We start from the raw sequence: 16751 nt of genomic DNA on the forward strand, positions 1-16751 counted from the left end.
GAGATGTATATAAGAATATCGATCATTTGGTTACAAAGATTCTATAGAAAAAATATAAACTTGTTTTCTAAAACAAGTTCATCAACTATGAAAAAGAGTTTCCTACTTTAAATAGATTTTCGTGATAAAATGGCGCTTTCATAGTATTCATTTAACTTTTTTGTTAAATTTCCATGTCCGATAACAATTTTTCCATTATTGTTCTTAGAGACTTCCTGAAGCCATTTTGCAAGGAAATGATAGATTTTATTTCTTCGTTCCATAATATTATTTATCCCTTTTTGAAAAAACCACGAATCAATAGTATTATAAACACCACGATTTATTCCAAATTGTTCCTTGCAATATTGTATGAATGATAGGTCAGGTAAATGGATAATGTCTGCTTTCACATTCAATTTTTCTCACTCCTATTTTCAAGTACAATGATGTACTTCATAAAAGCGGTTTAAAATTATAAATAGTGATATTTCAGTTCCATAGATATTAATTACGGTAACGGATAGTTGCTATAAACTATCCGCCGTAAAAAAGTGTGTGTGCGAATTAATTCGGCCATCCAGCAGGTACCATTCCGACATTCCAACGGAAATATAACAAAGGTTCTTTATCTTTTTTATCAATATTAATTATTTGACCAATGAAAACTATATGGTCACCTGCATCAATCTTTTGTACGGTTTTACATTCTAATACACCTAAAGAACCCGAAATGACAGGTAAATTATTTTTTGATAATGACCAATTAGCCTTAGAAAAACGATCCGCATCCTTGCCAGCAAAAGTCCAGCATAAATCTTCCTGATCGATTGAAAGTATATGCACAGCAAAACCTTCAGATTGTTGGAAGGTTTCAAGGTTAGTCGATTTACGATCAATGCACCATACAACTAATAAAGGATCAAGGGAGACTGATGCAAATGAATTGACCGTAAGACCACAAGGATTTCCGTCTGCATCTGTGGTAGTCAGGATTGTTACTCCACTGGGATAATTGCCCATAATTTATTTATATAAAGATACTGTTTCAGTATACAAAAACACCTAAATAATCGCATTTTCGGGGATTGTTGAGGTGTCTTTCTTTAAACTGTGCTAAGTTCTCAAGAATCCAACAAGTTTCCTAACAGAACAGATTTTATATATATTTTTGTTACTTCGTTTACTAATAATTTTTCAAGTATGTCAATATCCTCTTACTCCAGCCAATTGTCCACCATCAATTCTATGATCTGTACCAGTTATAAAAGAGGCCTTGTCTGAAGCTAAAAACAGCACTAAGTTAGCAATATCTTCTGGTGTACCATATCGAGCCAACGGAATGGCCTGGGTAAAAGCCTCTCTAGCCGCGGCGACATCATCAGGTGATGCAGCTTCCTCAAAGGTACGCATTATTCTTGTGTCTACAGTAGACGGATTAATATTATTAACTCGAACTCCGTACGGGGCCATTTCTAATGCTGCTGTTTTGGTTAACCCATTAACAGCGTGTTTAGAAGCAATATAAGCACTAACACCGGATATTCCATTTAAGCCAGAAATAGATGATGTATTAATAATAGATCCCGATTTCTGTTCCTTCATGACTCGAAGGACATGTTTTAATCCATAAAAAACTCCCATAACGTTTACATTTAACACCGATTCAAATACATCGGTCGGATATTCCGTTATAGGTAAAATCTTTCCTTCTATACCTGCGTTGTTAAAGAATACGTCAATTCGTTCGAAGGTGTCTATCGTTTTTGCCACATATCTTTCTACGTCCTCTTCTTTCGTAACATCCGCTACAACCAATAAGTACTGTCCATCTGTAAGATTTAAATCTTTTGCTGTAGATTCTAACGTTTCTTGGTTCAAATCAACTAAAACAACCTTGGCTCCTTCTTCAGCAAATCCCTTAACTGTTTCTTTCCCGATTCCCCCAGCTGCACCTGTAACAATTACTACTTTTTCAGAAAAACCCACTCAAGTTCCTCCTCTATTTTTTAAAATGGTTAATCAAGAAAGAGTTATATTTTTACTTTTAACTTCTTTTCCACCCTTGGAAGTACTTCCTCCTTTAATAACCGCATGGATTTTTTCCACATTGCAGGGTCTTCACTATAATCGTAGCTAACTACAAGTAAAGTCCCAAAACCCCCAACCGCTTCATAAAGATTTGCAAATTTAGTTGCGACCGTTTCAGGTGAACCGACCAACCAATTGTGTTTTGCTACATATTCCGGTGTAATATCATTTTCATCTACAGAACTTTTATGTTTAAACACTGAAACTCCTCCAAGTTGTCTAAACAGAGGTAAATAATATTCACGATAATGTCTGCCCATCATAGAATTCAATGATCCTTCCAGTGCTTCTTCATCTGTATCTGCAACAAACACATCTCTGGTAATTCTCCACTCACTGCGTTGTGGATTTCTTCCGCTCCTTTTTGCCCCTTCTTCGACATCCTTCCAGTGATTAGCAATATACTCGAGGTTATTTCCAAGACTCATTGGAATAAACCCTTTTTCCCCTGCCATTTTTAGAGTTTCTGAACCTGGACTGAGTCCAGTAACACCAATTGGCGGATGCGGTTTTTGGAAAGGCTCCATATGTGGTTTTAAGATATCGTTTCCTTCTACTTTATTTGCGTTCCAATACTTTCCTTTGAATTCAAAAGGTTCTTTTTCATTCCAAAGTTTCAGCATAATTTCTAATGCTTCCGCCATCATCTTTCTATTTTCTCCAAATTCAACACCAAATGTTTCTAAATCCGTCGGCATCGCTCCTGCACCTACTCCTAGAAGTAATCGTCCTTGGGAAAGGTGATCAAGATAGGCAACTCGGTGAGCTAATTCTACTGGATGATGATAAGGTAGCAGGTGGGCACCAGGTGCAAGCTTAATTTGTTTTGTAGATTTAAGAGCTTGAGCAATCATTAAGTCTGGAGCTGGAATTGGCTCCCATGTCGAAGTGAAATGCTCTCCAATCCAGGCCTCATTGTAACCTAATTGATCTGCCAATTGAATCACCTCTAAATCCCACTCAGTGGCATCATAAGGATTCCTTTCTGGTGGATGTGATGGCTGTAAAAACATTCCTAATTTCATGAAAACAACTCCTTCATAATATTTTGTAACTCATATAAGTAATATGCATGATCCATGCCAGATTCAAAGATGACTATAAATCATTCTTTTATTTACTTTTTCGAAATATATTTTTCTTGCTATAAACAGAATGCTAAAAACCCATTTAATCTTAGTGTCCTAAAAAAATCGATAAAAAATCAATCAAACGTTTACATTTTATTAGCTATATTACTTTATTAAAAAAATAATATAATTAATTTCAAAAGCATCAAAAGGTATAATTTTAGTTTTCAAATTATGTTTTATTGGGAAAGCTGATGTTATATAAGAAAAAGTGCGAACTTATGAGAATAGGTGAGAATTTGCGAGAAAAATGAAGGAATTTGACCTTAAGCGTTAAATACTTTCTGATAATCCCAATCACAGCAAACCTGGTCCAATTTAATCTAGAAATTGATACTGCAGGGAAACAAAAAAAGGTGATAAATTATTCACTATCACCTTGATATTTTATATTTAATTAATTTGCGATAAAATGTACTTATTGGCATACTTATAAATTCCGCAGCTTTTGTTACATTTCCCTCTGCTTGTGCCAATGCTATAATCATTTTATCTTTTTCTTTATTTTTATAGTATTTTAATGAAATAGAATGATCTAGCAGATTTCCTTGAAGAAAATAAGGAGAGAATTGATGAAGTTGTGGTTCGCCATCATCAGCTAATACTTTCATTTTTTCAAGAACATTGAAAAGTTCGCGTATATTACCAGGCCAATGATAATTTGCAAGGTAATCCATTATATGATCTGAAAATTTAACATTCCAGTCTTTTGTTTTAAGAAAGTGATTTACCAGACTTGGAATGTCATCCTTTCTCTCTCTAAGTGAAGGGAGGTTTATGTTAAAAACATTTAAACGATAAAATAGATCCCTTCTAAATTTCCCCTCTTCAACCAGCATTTCTAGTCTTTTATTTGTTGCAGTTATGATTCGGACATCAACAACCCTTGCATGAGTTCCCCCGATTGGAACAACTTCCTTTTCCTGCAAAACACGCAATAGAGCAACCTGCATCGATAAAGGCATATCACCTATTTCATCTAGGAAAATAGTTCCTCCATCAGCTTGTTCAAACTTTCCTTTATGTCCTTTTTTTCTTGCTCCAGTAAATGCTCCTTCCTCGTATCCAAATAATTCGCTTTCCAATAGATGTTCAGGAATACTACCACAGTTAAGAACGATAAAAGGTTTATTTTTTCTATTACTATTTAAGTGAATCGTTTTCGCAGCAATTTCTTTCCCTGTTCCACTCTCACCATGAATGTATACAGTTATGTCGGTTTTTGATGCTCTTTTCAAATTATTAATAACGTTCCTGAACTTCTCGCTTCTTCCACCTTCACCAGCAAATTTGAAAACGCTTTCATTATTTTCTAATGTTTTTCCCTTATTTTCATTTTCTTGTTTTAGGCACACATATATTTCATAGCCATATAATTTCCCATTCATGTGAATAGGGATTCTTTTCTTTTCCTTAAGTCCAATCTTCTCCAATTTTGAAATTTTGGTTTTATACTCTTTAATTTCATCCTTAATCATATCCATGATAGATGAACTGGCTGTTACAAAATAATCATCACAGTCACAAATAACGATGGATTGTTCCCGATTCTTCTCTATCTTGTTATAAAATACTTTAAGCAGTTCCAACATTTCATTCTCTTGATGCAATTTCCATTGTAGTTCAATGGCATATGCTGTTGATACAGCAAGACTAAGCAACTTTAAATCGAGCTGCTTTCTTATAGTAGAAATAGCTAACACTCCTACTAATTTACCCTGGTTATTTTTTATCGGTGCAGCAGAGCATGTCCAGTTATGAAAAGCTTCAGAAAAATGCTCAACACCAGTAACATGGATGGGTTCATTAATTTCCAATGCAGCAGCAATTGCACTTGTTCCAGACATTTTTTCATTCCATTGAACTCCATTGATTATATTGAAGTCTGTTGCAAATTGGATGGTTTTATCTTCTCCATGTCCTTTTAATACATATCCTTCAGAATCAGTTAAAATTAGGATCGTTCCTGTTCCTTTTAAAAAACCGTCCAACGAATTAATATAGGGACTTGCTAACTGTAATAAGCGATTGTTTTCTTCTCTTTTTTTCAAAAGATCTTCATTGCTTAAAATATGAGCCACTTTTTCAAGATAAGGATTAACATTATTCTTTTTAGACCGGTGCCATGACTCTATTATTCTTTTCGAAAGCCTAGAAGTATCTACAATCCCCTCCTCCACAAAACGCTTCCATGTATTTTTTGTAATAATGAAGTTATCCAATTATCTACTCATCCCCTTTATAAAAGTCCATTTATTAAACTTTATTACTAAGATAGAAGATAATCATGTCGATCAAAGAATATTAGATTATAAAAATCATTAATAATATCGTATGACATTTTCAGAAGTTTATCAATTGCAACTGAATGCCAATTCTCGATCTTCTTTGACAAAAACAGTTGCATGATTGCATAAAATATTTTCGAAATATGTCGTTTCTTACACTAATGATTCGTTTGTTCTACTAAACGAAAAACTGTGGAGTTATGGAATATTGACCGATCTTTAAAATGCACACATTAGTTCGATTAGCCCGTTCAGTTATTTTCAAGATTAATATGATATTTCTGTTCAATACGGCGATTTGTCTTACTAGTTCTGTCCATAGTGATATGGGGATCCGTGATTATTTTTCCCTATTTTTTTGATACATGTTTCCCTAGATGAGAGGATAAAAACTCTTTCACAAAAAATTCTCTACCATTTCCTTTATGTAGAGGATGACTTGCACTGTTCAATGATTTCCCTTTTACTTCGAATATATCTTCTACAGCCCGAAAATTCTCTTTTAACATATTTAACAAACCCCTTTTTACGACTCTGTCAATTTCAATAATGGAGCAGTCAGGAGACATCCAGTTACTGATGACTCAACTTGGTCATACTTCAACCACAACGGTTGCCCTCTATACAAACCCTGAACAGGAGAAGGCTAAGAAGGAAAGCTGGGTGAGAGAAGAACCAATTATCGTGAAAAGGATTAAAAAAAGGAGAAGATTTCTAGTCTTCGCCTTTTTAGTTTGAGAGCACATAACAATGCTAAGTACAGTACTCCCTTATAGAGACACCTACCATTCTACATATTGGGATAAATTAAGATGTCCTAACGAGTATTATTATGACTCACTAAATTAAGTTATTTAATTAGGCCCTCCAATGGAAAGCAATCTATATTCATCTTGTAATTTTACCATTACGACTGCCTTACTTTACTCTTCAACATACTAGGTTTATTTTTTTCAGTTAATAACAGGGATTTAATCCGGATCCAGGGACGCTCATTCTCCCATTCTACTTTGACTGGGACATGAAAGGTCTTTTCCAATAATGATTCGGTTAATACGTCCCTTTTTTCTCCTTTATCCATAACGTTCCCCGAATTGATTAACATAGCATGGGTTATAGATGGTACAATTTCTTCAATATGATGTGTAACATATAAAATGGTTGGGCCGTTCGGTGCAGCAATCATATCTTCAATAGATGTTAACAGCTCTTCTTTAGAGTAAATATCCAGTCCATTGCAAGGCTCATCTAAGATTAATATTCGCGGTGAAGACATGAGGGCCCTTGCAATCATTACTTTTCTTTTTTCACCTTGAGAGAGTGTGTGGATAAATTGGTTAGACATAAATTTGATTCTGAATTGGTCAAGTAATGCTTTGGCTTTCTTTACATCATCCTCTGTAATTTCCTCATATAATCCAATTGAAGCAAATTTTCCGCTTAAAACTACTTCAAGTGCTGTATCATTTGGGCGTGACTGATATTCCTGATCTAATGAGGAACTGACCCAGCCGATGGATTTCCGCAGTTCAGGAATATTCGTTTTTCCAAAAAGATTTCCTAAAACGGACACTTCACCACTATTTGGCCATTGATAACCTGTAATCATTTTTAAAAGTGATGTTTTCCCTGATCCATTTAGTCCTAGAAGAGCCCAATGTTCCCCTTTTTGGACCTCCCATGAAACCCCATTCAATAACAGCTTTCCATTTCGTTTCCAGATAATGTTTTTAAGTGAAATGATGCTTTTCGTTCGACTCACTTTTTCTCCTCCTTAAGGTATTAAAGCCTTTTACAGACGGTTTTCCCCATGTTCAATATTTTATTAAATGATTCCATGGTCCGTTGCTACGTTAATAGACGATAATCAATGTCCCCTAACAATCAGGGTTAGTGTAAAAAACAAATTAACTGAATAATGTAATTATACTTACATTTTAACATTTTGTAATTTTTTCAAGAGCATTGTTTTGTTTTCTCAATTTTTTTAGTTGATCCCCTTCACCCAAGGGGCAGAACTAGAAGAATATATCCATTACTACAATCGTCAACGATATATTAATATTACCTTTTAATTTAGTATCTAAATATCTTAGTTTAAAGTAGTGTTCTAATATAAATGACCCCGTACCAACTTTTAGGTTGTTACAAGGGCACTGGGAAGAGCTGTATTAAGCCGAATTGAATGTGTTTCTCACATAGTAACTTACCTGGACAATAAAACTACCCCTGCACCAGCAACTGATAACAGGGATAAATTTTAGGTTGTTTTTCCTATTTAAAAAGTACTGTGCCACTCGAAACCTAGTAATTTTAGGAGCACAAAATTACTGGATTTTATTCCATTATAATTCCCATAAACTGTATATTGATAATCAAATGTTTTTATTGCTTAATATTGTTGCTTTTTGTTAAATTTTGTAAAAGGAAAATTGTAATATATCTCATGTGAATTGCGGCTCTATTGTTAAAAACCATTAAATGCCTATCAACCTTTGTGCCAGTTCATCATTTAATAAAGAAACAAGAATTATTATGAATAGGAATGATTGGGAATGGCAAAAAGAAACCGAGGAAAAACAATCAGCCACTTGCCTTCAAATGGCAGAGGGACATGCCCACTGTGTGAAAGAACAGGAGTAAAGCTTCTCTACCCGCACAAAACTGAAACAAACCAAACCATCAAAGTCTGCAAAAACTGCCGCCATAAATAAAAATCTCATAGTATAAAAAAACATTCAGCAATTGACCGTGAAAATGAAACCATGGAAATGGAAGCAATACTATGGTAAAAGCGCTACAAGCAAGTAACAACCGCACAGAAGCAGAATCAGCTATGGCGAAAAAGAACCTATACTTCGGCTCGTTTGCAGAGAGATATTCTCGAGCTTGCGATAACAGATTTAATCGAGAAATATAGTAAATAAAAAACGCCAGCATCCATTGGGTGCTGGCGTTACATCTATACGGTAATTCATTAAAGTCTATGAATATAAAAAAAATCTGGCAACATTAGAACAGTTTGAATAATAATTCCCATTCGGTGGGATAGTATTATATTTTCTCAATAAAATTTTTGTAGAGCCGATTTTTATCTGCCCCTGATTTTACGACAAGATATTAAGTACATTCAATTTACAATAAGCTTGTATTAAAATTTCTAGCATTTTTGGGGTGCAGTTTTTGACAAAACAAAAAGCAGAAATGGAAAAGGAATTTAGTGGTGATGACTGCCATAACCGGACTAAGGTTCTCTACATTTTATACAGGCCTAAGTATTCCGGTTGCAGCGGTCGAACATCCTGACCAGCCGATTCCTAAGGAAGAATCGGTCTCAATTGTTCAACTTGTAGTACCAAATGATAAGGCAAAGGACAAGCTTCTTGAGCTTGGAATTGACCTTACCCACAGAATCGAAGCACACGACGGAGTCTATGAAGTGGATGCCGTTGTCACAGCAAGAGAAATTGAAATGAATTGGATGTTGGATGATATTCTATTGCACATAAGGACTATGAGATTTTTGAAACATGATGATATCACTCGAACGTCTAGAATATAGGCGCTCATTTTTATTTCTTTAAATACTCTTTCAACTAAAACAGAATTTAGTTGAAAGAGTGATAATACGATTATAGCAATTTTTCAGAGAATATAATCAATCGATTAAAAATATATTATGTGTTATGAAAATAAAAGCTGGAGAGGCATTGATAATCTCATCTGAAAAACTACATCTGCTAAAATAGGTGTTTTACCTCCCCCTGTCAATGCTGAAAGGGCCTGATAAAAAGGGGTAGGTCTGGTTCTAGATTATAGATCCGTCCTATTCTGCTTTAAAACTCTGTTTTTGTTTGTAGCTTTCAAGTGATGAATTGCGTATTTTGGTTATATATAATGCCTTTATTTACGCCTAGTTGTTTAATACTAACGGACGCGGAAGTCTTCATATTTCCCGTACACACCCGTTTTTGAAGAACGGGATGGTTTAACCAGCTGGAAGATCGATTTTGCTGCCTGGAGCTGACTTGTTCCTGTTTCCTTACCCTTTATCATTTTAACGCCGTTTCTAAAGCGGATCGTGACATTTGAAGGGACTTAAAGAGTATTCGGAATCGTATAGGTTCCACTGTTTAAGATGAGGGTTCCCCCGCCCCTTTTTTCTAGCTCTTCCAGATAGGATTTTAAAACATAATACTGTTTGGTGTATTTATTGTAAGTAGAGTAGTTGGTCATCACATTTTTATATGTAGAGCTCGACGGTGTAATCGAAAAAGTCGGTTTTGATGCTGCAGATGTATACGCTGCAAACACTGCTAGCAGAGTAAATATTCCTGCTAAAATTGATATCATTTTTTTCATAGGAGTTCTCCTTAACCTGTCTTTAGTCCTATTATCGGCATAACCTAGCAGATTTTTACACAAAAAAACCTCCAGATATATAATAACTGAAGGTTTTCATGCTTATGCGGTTTTCGGAAGAACTTGATATTCTTTATACTTTTTACGAACCTTACGTCTTGTGTTGCCCACTATATAGCTTCCAAACGGAAGAAGTGAAATCACTTTGATAATGGCCAGCGAGATGATCAAGGTAATCACGAATACGCTAATTACCCTGGTACTTGTGCTATCAAAATATGGCGCTACATATGGTGCAATAAAACGGAGGACCTGCCAGTGTACCAGATAAATTCCGAAAGAGAAGTTGCTTATCATATTCACAAATTTGGAATTTGGAAGCAGCTGTCCCCAAGCAAGGATTGCTAATGTAATTCCGATAGCCAGAGGAAACAAATCATGTCTGTAAGAAGCTACTCTAAAGTTTCCAGATTGATACGACAAGAAGAAGTAGCCAAACGCAAGAGCCGCCCCTGCGAGAGTTAACCATTTATATTTTAATAGTTTTTTCGCAAGGCTTTGATAATGCTTTCCTATTATATATGCGAGTGCAAAATAACCTAACCAGGCAGTAAACGGAATCTTGAAGTGGTTACGATTTTCCTGAATAAATGGAAGGTTTCCATTAAGAAGTGATAAGTGCGCAACCATGATCATTAAACTTATAGGAAGCAGCCAGTTTGTTGGGATTTTGAACTTAGCAACCACATAATGAAGAACGTAGAATTGGAATATGATCAGAACAAAGTATCCTTCATAGTTTCCCATGAATATGTTTAAAAATAGCCTTTCGCCAAGGTCAACGGCCGGGCTGAAATGTTTTGTGACGAAAGCATCGATAATTGCAAACGCAAGGTACGGGGCAAATATCCATTTAATTCGTTTAGACCAGAACTTTTCCGGAAGACGGTGTGGGTATCTGTTTGCCAATATAATCTCAGACAAGACAATGAAAGTAGGAGTCGCATAACATAAGGCAGTTCTGAGCAGATTATAATACTCGATTTCTGGGTAGCCAACTGCTCTTGCTGTATGTGTTGTGCTGTGCAGGAATACAATACTTAAACAGGCAATGGTCCGCAGTAAATTCCATTCTTTAATCATATAAACTACCTTTCTAATTATTATTTAAAATGTCATTACTAAAATAACATGAAAAAAATGTCGAAACAACTCACATCTTGTTCCAGTTCGTTATATCTAAATAACTTCAATTATCTTACAAATCACAACCTGATGTCCCCATACCTAATAAACACATAGGCTCATTTTTTAGATATACCGTTATTCCGAATGATAAAATTATAGAAAGAATAGGATTTATTAACTATACAAACTGGAGTGAATTAATTGTTAAAAGAATGTAAAAAAAGAAGAGCCTTTTAAAAGGCTCTCCTTAAATCCTGGGGACTGTCCCCCATTTCCCGATTATTTCCCAGCTGTATCTGCTTTACTTTTTTATTATGAAAGGTTTTGTACTCTTCAGCTCTTTATGTGTGGAATCAAAGACAACGAATCGATATTTCTCCTTTGCGTGGATGCTCGCTTTACTCACTGTAAAGATCGCAGTATCATCCTTGCTGCCCCTCCAGATCACCCTGGTGATGCCTCCATCTTGATCGACTAACTTCGTATACTTAGGGGCACCATGTACCTCCATAACATAGGCATTTCCTTTAGTAGACAAGCTTTGAAGCTCCATCTGTTTCATTTCTCCAAGAAAATATGATTTATCCGGGTGCACATTCATGTTTGCTGTAGTGTCTACCGAGTAGCGTTTTCCGTGAAGCAAATCATATTGAATGAGCTTTAAATCAAGCATTTCTTTTGACGGACTTCCCATTTCCTTTTTAAATTTTGCATAAGGGATGACTGACTTTTCCTGTTCCCTCAGATTATCTAAAATAGCGGTAACGTTATTCCCTTTTACACCAGCCATTTTCAGGGATAGGGCGCTAAACTGATTGGGTGATAGATTAAGCTGCTGAGATTGATTTCCCTCAGACTTCCAGATAAAGTAGGGAACACTATGGGTGGTTATAAAATCATCGTAGTCGTTCAGCATATTATTGGCAATTTTCGTTCCTTGCTTTCCGTAAACCAAATCGTTCGACGAGAAGGTTGGATAGTGATCCCCGAAAAAGATAAGAATCGTTGGTTCCGGTCGTTTTTTCACTTCATTGATAAGCCGTCCCAGCTCATTATCCACGCTATGAATCAGTTCAGTATATCGATTTAGGTATGTTCTTGTTTTCTCCGGAAGAGTCCCTTTCTGAAGAAACTTAGAATCCTGAAGCGGCTGATAGGATTGATGAGCCTCAAGCGAGACGGCGTGAATGAAATCGGGCCCATCTGTACGGTCAAGCTGCTGCAGGATTGTATCCGTCATATGCTTATCCTTCGGGTAACCGTGACCAGATCCATTGACATGATCCAGATCCATAAATTCCCCAGAAATAAATTGCTGAAAACCAAGCATTTTATATACTGATTGTCTTTGATAATACCAGTTATAAAAAGCGTGAATAGCAGTTGTATGATAGCCTGCATCCCTTAATGCATAGGCCACTGAAGGCAGCGGATGCTTCACGAACTGTTGATAAGCCACCACGTTATCTGGGAGAAACTGCCGGCTTAGCCCGGTAAGTGCTTCAAATTCAACATTCGCAGTTCCGCCGCCAAATTCCGGCGAATACATCGTTCCATGCAACGACTCGTCATATAAACGATGAAAGTTGGGAATCGGGTCAGCTGTAAAATGCTCTTTTCGAAAGTGCAATGGATCCGTGAAGGCCTCGCTCATTATATAGATTACATTCGGCTTTACAGCAGGCTGCTGTGGTGATGCTGGCTGATACTTTTCCCCTATCGATTTTACTGTATCTTTTGAATACCCTTTTGGCGGCTGGATTTGACCTTGCTTGGCCATTAAAATAAAGTTTCCAATCAGTCCATTTCTCATGGTGCCTAGTTCAAGCCGCCAATATGTATTTTCGAACTGAACTTTTGCCATAGGAGAAATAGGAAACCCTGTCCATATAACCGCCCAGGCGGCAATTGATAGAACAAAAACCCCTGCTTTTAGTATCCATCTGTCTTTAAAGCGCGGGACCAAATAAATTCCTATGAGGACAAGAAGGATAGCCGCAGCAGAAATGATGATTGCCATTGTATTAATATCTATAGGCTGCTCAAGCCCTTTGAGTTCTTTAGATAAGGCAAGGTCTCCAATTGTAATCGGCGAATTCCTTAATTCTAATTTTATTTTATTCGCAATGGCAAATATGATAAGGAAGCCACTTAACAAAACACTCATCATCATATAAAGTCTGCGCGGAAGAATATAAAAAATATTATAAAGAGCCAGGATCATAACCATATTTAAAGCAAAACGCTTTGTGTACTCGCCTGTCCAATGTGTAAAGGGCATCCATAAATAGCTGCGGACGATCGTTTCGCAGACAGCTAAGGTCATCAGCGGCAAAATCAGCATGAAAAACGCAGTCAGTAAATGAAGGGCAAGAGCTTTTTTTCTTGAAAGTATATATTCTAGAAATATAGCTTTTTTCTTAGAAGTATCAATGTTAGGTAAAGGACTTTGCGTCAAACTTACTCCTCCTATATTTTTCAAACAAATTAATATCAGAAAATTATATAGCTTTTTTAGTTGTTTACTTGTCGTTTTATGTTTGAAATACACTAAATTTATCGACAACTTTTGCATTACCCGCTTTGCTGAATTTAACTTCAACTTCTTTAGCGTTAATCGCACTTTCATCCGCAAGAGGAAAAATAAAAAAACGCCTGAACCCCTACATAGGACTTACATAATATGTACCAACAGCCCCTAGCCACTGCTTCTACACCTTTGTGTATGACAGCACCAAAATCTTCGTCTGTTTCATTAAGTATTGGCTGTTCTTCCAACATGACATTTCCTCTCCTTGAAGTAATTTCTGTTAGTATTTCCCTAACTTACATTCAAGAATTTACCATTCAATATGGTTTTGCTATTCTACTTAAAAATAAAAAAACACCTAGCTAATTAGGTTTTCATTCCATGTGAATAATTGATGATTCTGTAGGATATTCGGGATATAGTACCCCAATAAAGACTTCTACAATTACTTTAATATCGAGGATAATTTAAGCTCTATCCACTTACTAATACTTATTTCTTCTTGTTTTGCTATTTTTGAAATCCTGTCTAACAATTCGATTGGTAACTCAAAACTAGTTTTTCTATTGGAACTACGCATGATCAAAGTATCATCTTCATGATGTATTTCCCCACTGATTAAAAACGATAAGATATCAGCAATACCAAACACCTCGGATTTTAACGGTTTTTCCCCTGCCTTGATGTAGAGTAGTCCTGTTTCACTTTGTTCTCTAAGTCGAATATTTTCCATTTTATTGCTATATGTATATATATCTCAGTATTAACTATTCATTCATATATCTATTATAATATATAGTATAGACTTAAATAAGTATAATTCTAAATTCCTCTTATATAATCATTATTAATTTAATATTTGAATAACAATATTATTATAATTTTTGAATCTAGTTATATAATAATTATCGCAATCCTAAATAAATGGAGGATTTATTTAGGACCTCATACCTTTAGGGATGCCTTTGCCATCATTTCTCACTTAAATGGAGTGGATGTCTATCAGATTATGAAGAGTTTGGCCCATGAGCAGCTTTCCACTTCAGAGATATATTAGGAGAATGATTTTGAAAAAGAACGCCATGCGATTCATTTGTGGTTTGGGGAGTATATATAGAAGAAAATCTTCATATTCAGAGGGGTTTTTGTGATTTTTGTCGCGCTCTTAAAAGATCCAGTTTCGAAAATGGTTTAAAGATTAAGGATTTGAAAAATAGTCCAGATTTAATAAAAGATAATTCCACACCTACATATAATTCATGTATGTTTACTTTTTTTATAAAGAAAGAAAATGATAAAAGAGGGAGAACAAATCACTTGGATGACTTGTTCCCCCTCTTTTTTAGAATCCCTTAGATAGGCATGACACTTCATTTATCCGTACAAACATTCAAAATGAAACCTGAGAATAAGCGGGTATTGGCGAGAAACTGATGAAGTTCAATAAGGTGAGGAGCTTGACGCCAATAGGTTATTCAGTAAAAAAAAGAATCACAAATAGATGAATCTAAATTGTGATTCTTTTCAAGCATACTCGGATTCAAATCTTTAATTCTTCTCTCCGATCTCTTTTGCTGCTGATTTTTGATCCTTTATTTTAAAAGCAATGAGCAAGCTAATTAACGAAAGTGCAGCGATGACAATAAATGAGATTTGCGCGCCATACATATCAGGATGGACGATCTCGGGACGCTGCTGAGCATTTTCGGTAGCTGTTGTCATTACAGTAACAAGTATGGCCGTACCTACAGATGCAGCAATCATTTTCATCGTATTATCCATTGCTGCACCATGGGCGATTAACCGTTTAGGCAGCTGGTTTAAGGCGGCTGTTGAAACAGGCATCATAACCATGGCTAATCCGAACATCCGAATACTGTACATGACCATTATAAATGTAAAGCTTGTCGAGGGACCAACATCCATAAAAGTAAAGGAGGAGGCGGTTATGAGGAGTAATCCGCCAATAACCAGCCACCTGGCCCCAATCCGGTCAAAAATACGTCCAATGAACGGTGACATTATTCCGGTAATAAGCGCTCCAGGGAGTATGGCTAATCCAGCTTCAAACGCAGTAAATCCTCGCATGTTTTGCATAAATAACGGGATGAGCGTTTCGGCACCTATCAGACCCATAAAGGTAATGGCTCCAATAATGATGGCAATCGGGAATAATGAATACGTGAACACACGGAACTCCAGCATTGGATGCTTCAATCGCAATTGCCTTTTGATAAACCAAACAAGTGAAATTGTTCCAATGCCAAGCGATATGATGGTACTCTCGTCTGTCCAGCCATAATTACCAGCCGCTGTAAATCCATACAATAACCCACCGAAACCTATGGAAGATAACACAATCGAAAGCACATCCACTTTTGGCCGTGTAACTTCTGTTACATTTTTTAAAGCGAAGAACGCAACTATGATATCAATAATAGCAATTGGAAGAATGATAAAGAATAACACCCTCCATGAGTAGGTCTCCGTAACCCAGCCCGACAAAGCGGGCCCAATAGCCGGCGCGAAGGAAATGACCAGACCGACCAGTCCCATGGCTGCACCCCGTTTATGAACAGGGAAGATCATTAGGAAGACTGTCTGCATTAACGGGAGCATGATTCCGGCTCCGCTCGACTGAATCATCCGTCCTAGCAGCAGCATTCCAAAATTAGGAGCTAGCCCAGCCACCAATGTACCAATTGCAAAAATCCCCATGGCTGAAAGGAAGAGCTGTCTGGTGGTAAAGCGCTCCAATAAGAACGCGCTAACAGGGATCATGATCCCATTAACCAGCATAAAAACGGTTGTTAGCCACTGTGCACTATTTGCCGTAATATTCATTTCCTCCATTACAGGAGGAATCGCGGTAATCATTAATGTTTGATTCAAGATCGCAATAAATGTGCCCGCAAGCAAAAGGGCAACTATTGTTGACTGTTTACTTTTTGTTGAACTCAATTATGGTCCCCCTTTACGATTTGGAAAAAAACATACTTTTGTAGATTACACGAATTTACATACGTTTTCCACTTATTTGCTGTTAAAAATAAAAGCAATAAAGTTGGCATGAAATCATTCCTTTCCATACAAATAAAAAGGGATTTCCTTTGAAAAATAGGCTGCAATGAATGTCCGTTTTGGCCTGGCCACAGCTGTTAAGCAAAACGGTAGCACCTCAAT

At 36.3% G+C, this 16751-nt stretch carries 16 protein-coding genes; 2 read left to right on the forward strand and 14 right to left on the reverse strand.

Features of this window, described 5'->3' with window-relative positions; all coding sequences use genetic code 11:
* Positions 1-107 precede the first annotated feature (107 nt).
* The 6 genes from ACFVS1_RS12150 to ACFVS1_RS12175 form a co-directional block, all read right to left on the reverse strand.
* The gene (locus ACFVS1_RS12150; protein WP_387549330.1) at positions 108-392 is read right to left on the reverse strand and encodes a hypothetical protein; all 285 of its coding nucleotides are present in this window, start codon (positions 390-392) and stop codon (positions 108-110) included.
* Positions 393-546: 154 nt separating this feature from the next.
* Positions 547-1002, reverse strand: coding sequence for a flavin reductase family protein (locus ACFVS1_RS12155; protein ID WP_387547658.1), 456 nt, complete (start codon positions 1000-1002; stop codon positions 547-549).
* A 183-nt stretch (positions 1003-1185) separates the two neighbouring features.
* Complete coding sequence (locus ACFVS1_RS12160) at positions 1186-1968, reverse strand: SDR family NAD(P)-dependent oxidoreductase (RefSeq protein WP_347942008.1); 783 nt, start codon at positions 1966-1968, stop codon at positions 1186-1188.
* A gap of 44 nt (positions 1969-2012) precedes the next feature.
* Positions 2013-3095 (reverse strand): LLM class flavin-dependent oxidoreductase, encoded by a 1083-nt coding sequence (locus ACFVS1_RS12165; protein WP_352921076.1) that lies wholly within the window; start codon positions 3093-3095, stop codon positions 2013-2015.
* A gap of 479 nt (positions 3096-3574) precedes the next feature.
* Entirely contained in the window at positions 3575-5422 is a 1848-nt protein-coding gene (locus tag ACFVS1_RS12170) for a sigma-54-dependent Fis family transcriptional regulator (protein WP_387547661.1), read from the reverse strand.
* Positions 5423-5838: 416 nt separating this feature from the next.
* Positions 5839-5997, reverse strand: a complete 159-nt coding sequence (locus ACFVS1_RS12175) for a hypothetical protein (RefSeq protein ID WP_387547663.1) — start codon at positions 5995-5997, stop codon at positions 5839-5841.
* Positions 5998-6067: 70 nt separating this feature from the next.
* Here ACFVS1_RS12175 and ACFVS1_RS12180 point away from each other — a divergent pair, with 70 nt between their 5' ends.
* Positions 6068-6226 (forward strand): hypothetical protein, encoded by a 159-nt coding sequence (locus ACFVS1_RS12180; RefSeq protein ID WP_387547666.1) that lies wholly within the window; start codon positions 6068-6070, stop codon positions 6224-6226.
* Positions 6227-6395: 169 nt separating this feature from the next.
* Here the strand turns inward: ACFVS1_RS12180 and ACFVS1_RS12185 are convergent, their stop codons facing one another.
* Positions 6396-7250, reverse strand: a complete 855-nt coding sequence (locus ACFVS1_RS12185; RefSeq protein WP_352921082.1) for an ABC transporter ATP-binding protein — start codon at positions 7248-7250, stop codon at positions 6396-6398.
* Positions 7251-8714: 1464 nt separating this feature from the next.
* Here ACFVS1_RS12185 and ACFVS1_RS12190 point away from each other — a divergent pair.
* Complete coding sequence (locus ACFVS1_RS12190; protein ID WP_387547669.1) at positions 8715-9050, forward strand: hypothetical protein; 336 nt, start codon at positions 8715-8717, stop codon at positions 9048-9050.
* A gap of 365 nt (positions 9051-9415) precedes the next feature.
* On the opposite strand, the gene ACFVS1_RS12195 is transcribed toward ACFVS1_RS12190, so the two are convergent.
* The 7 genes from ACFVS1_RS12195 to ACFVS1_RS12225 form a co-directional block, all read right to left on the reverse strand.
* A complete protein-coding gene (locus tag ACFVS1_RS12195; protein ID WP_352921085.1) occupies positions 9416-9544 on the reverse strand; it encodes a hypothetical protein in 129 nt (42 codons plus the stop codon).
* Between the two features lie 42 nt (positions 9545-9586).
* Positions 9587-9850 (reverse strand): hypothetical protein, encoded by a 264-nt coding sequence (locus ACFVS1_RS12200; protein WP_387547672.1) that lies wholly within the window; start codon positions 9848-9850, stop codon positions 9587-9589.
* A 102-nt stretch (positions 9851-9952) separates the two neighbouring features.
* Entirely contained in the window at positions 9953-10993 is a 1041-nt protein-coding gene (locus ACFVS1_RS12205) for an acyltransferase family protein (protein ID WP_387547675.1), read from the reverse strand.
* Between the two features lie 346 nt (positions 10994-11339).
* On the reverse strand, positions 11340-13496 hold the full coding sequence (locus ACFVS1_RS12210) for an LTA synthase family protein (RefSeq protein WP_387547678.1): 2157 nt from the start codon (positions 13494-13496) through the stop codon (positions 11340-11342).
* Positions 13497-13663: 167 nt separating this feature from the next.
* Positions 13664-13819 carry a hypothetical protein gene (locus ACFVS1_RS12215; protein ID WP_352921093.1) on the reverse strand — a complete coding sequence of 52 codons (156 nt, stop codon included), beginning with the start codon at positions 13817-13819 and terminating at the stop codon, positions 13664-13666.
* Between the two features lie 194 nt (positions 13820-14013).
* Complete coding sequence (locus tag ACFVS1_RS12220; RefSeq protein ID WP_352921095.1) at positions 14014-14301, reverse strand: hypothetical protein; 288 nt, start codon at positions 14299-14301, stop codon at positions 14014-14016.
* An 815-nt stretch (positions 14302-15116) separates the two neighbouring features.
* Entirely contained in the window at positions 15117-16529 is a 1413-nt protein-coding gene (locus ACFVS1_RS12225) for a DHA2 family efflux MFS transporter permease subunit (RefSeq protein WP_387547682.1), read from the reverse strand.
* Positions 16530-16751 lie beyond the last annotated feature (222 nt).

The sequence above is a fragment of the Peribacillus sp. NPDC058075 genome (assembly GCF_042885195.1).
In the GTDB taxonomy this organism is placed as follows: domain Bacteria; phylum Bacillota; class Bacilli; order Bacillales; family DSM-1321; genus Peribacillus.

Bases quoted from the DNA above. Each gene is read 5' to 3' on its own strand.
- ACFVS1_RS12205 (WP_387547675.1), bottom strand. From the start codon at position 10,993: ATGATTAAAGAATGGAATTTACTGCGGACCATTGCCTGTTTAAGTATT.
- ACFVS1_RS12215 (WP_352921093.1), bottom strand. From the start codon at position 13,819: ATGTTGGAAGAACAGCCAATACTTAATGAAACAGACGAAGATTTTGGT.
- ACFVS1_RS12180 (WP_387547666.1), top strand. From the start codon at position 6,068: ATGACTCAACTTGGTCATACTTCAACCACAACGGTTGCCCTCTATACA.
- ACFVS1_RS12190 (WP_387547669.1), top strand. From the start codon at position 8,715: ATGACTGCCATAACCGGACTAAGGTTCTCTACATTTTATACAGGCCTA.
- ACFVS1_RS12220 (WP_352921095.1), bottom strand. From the start codon at position 14,301: ATGGAAAATATTCGACTTAGAGAACAAAGTGAAACAGGACTACTCTAC.
- ACFVS1_RS12155 (WP_387547658.1), bottom strand. From the start codon at position 1,002: ATGGGCAATTATCCCAGTGGAGTAACAATCCTGACTACCACAGATGCA.
- ACFVS1_RS12175 (WP_387547663.1), bottom strand. From the start codon at position 5,997: ATGTTAAAAGAGAATTTTCGGGCTGTAGAAGATATATTCGAAGTAAAA.
- ACFVS1_RS12165 (WP_352921076.1), bottom strand. From the start codon at position 3,095: ATGAAATTAGGAATGTTTTTACAGCCATCACATCCACCAGAAAGGAAT.
- ACFVS1_RS12200 (WP_387547672.1), bottom strand. From the start codon at position 9,850: ATGAAAAAAATGATATCAATTTTAGCAGGAATATTTACTCTGCTAGCA.
- ACFVS1_RS12195 (WP_352921085.1), bottom strand. From the start codon at position 9,544: ATGATAAAGGGTAAGGAAACAGGAACAAGTCAGCTCCAGGCAGCAAAA.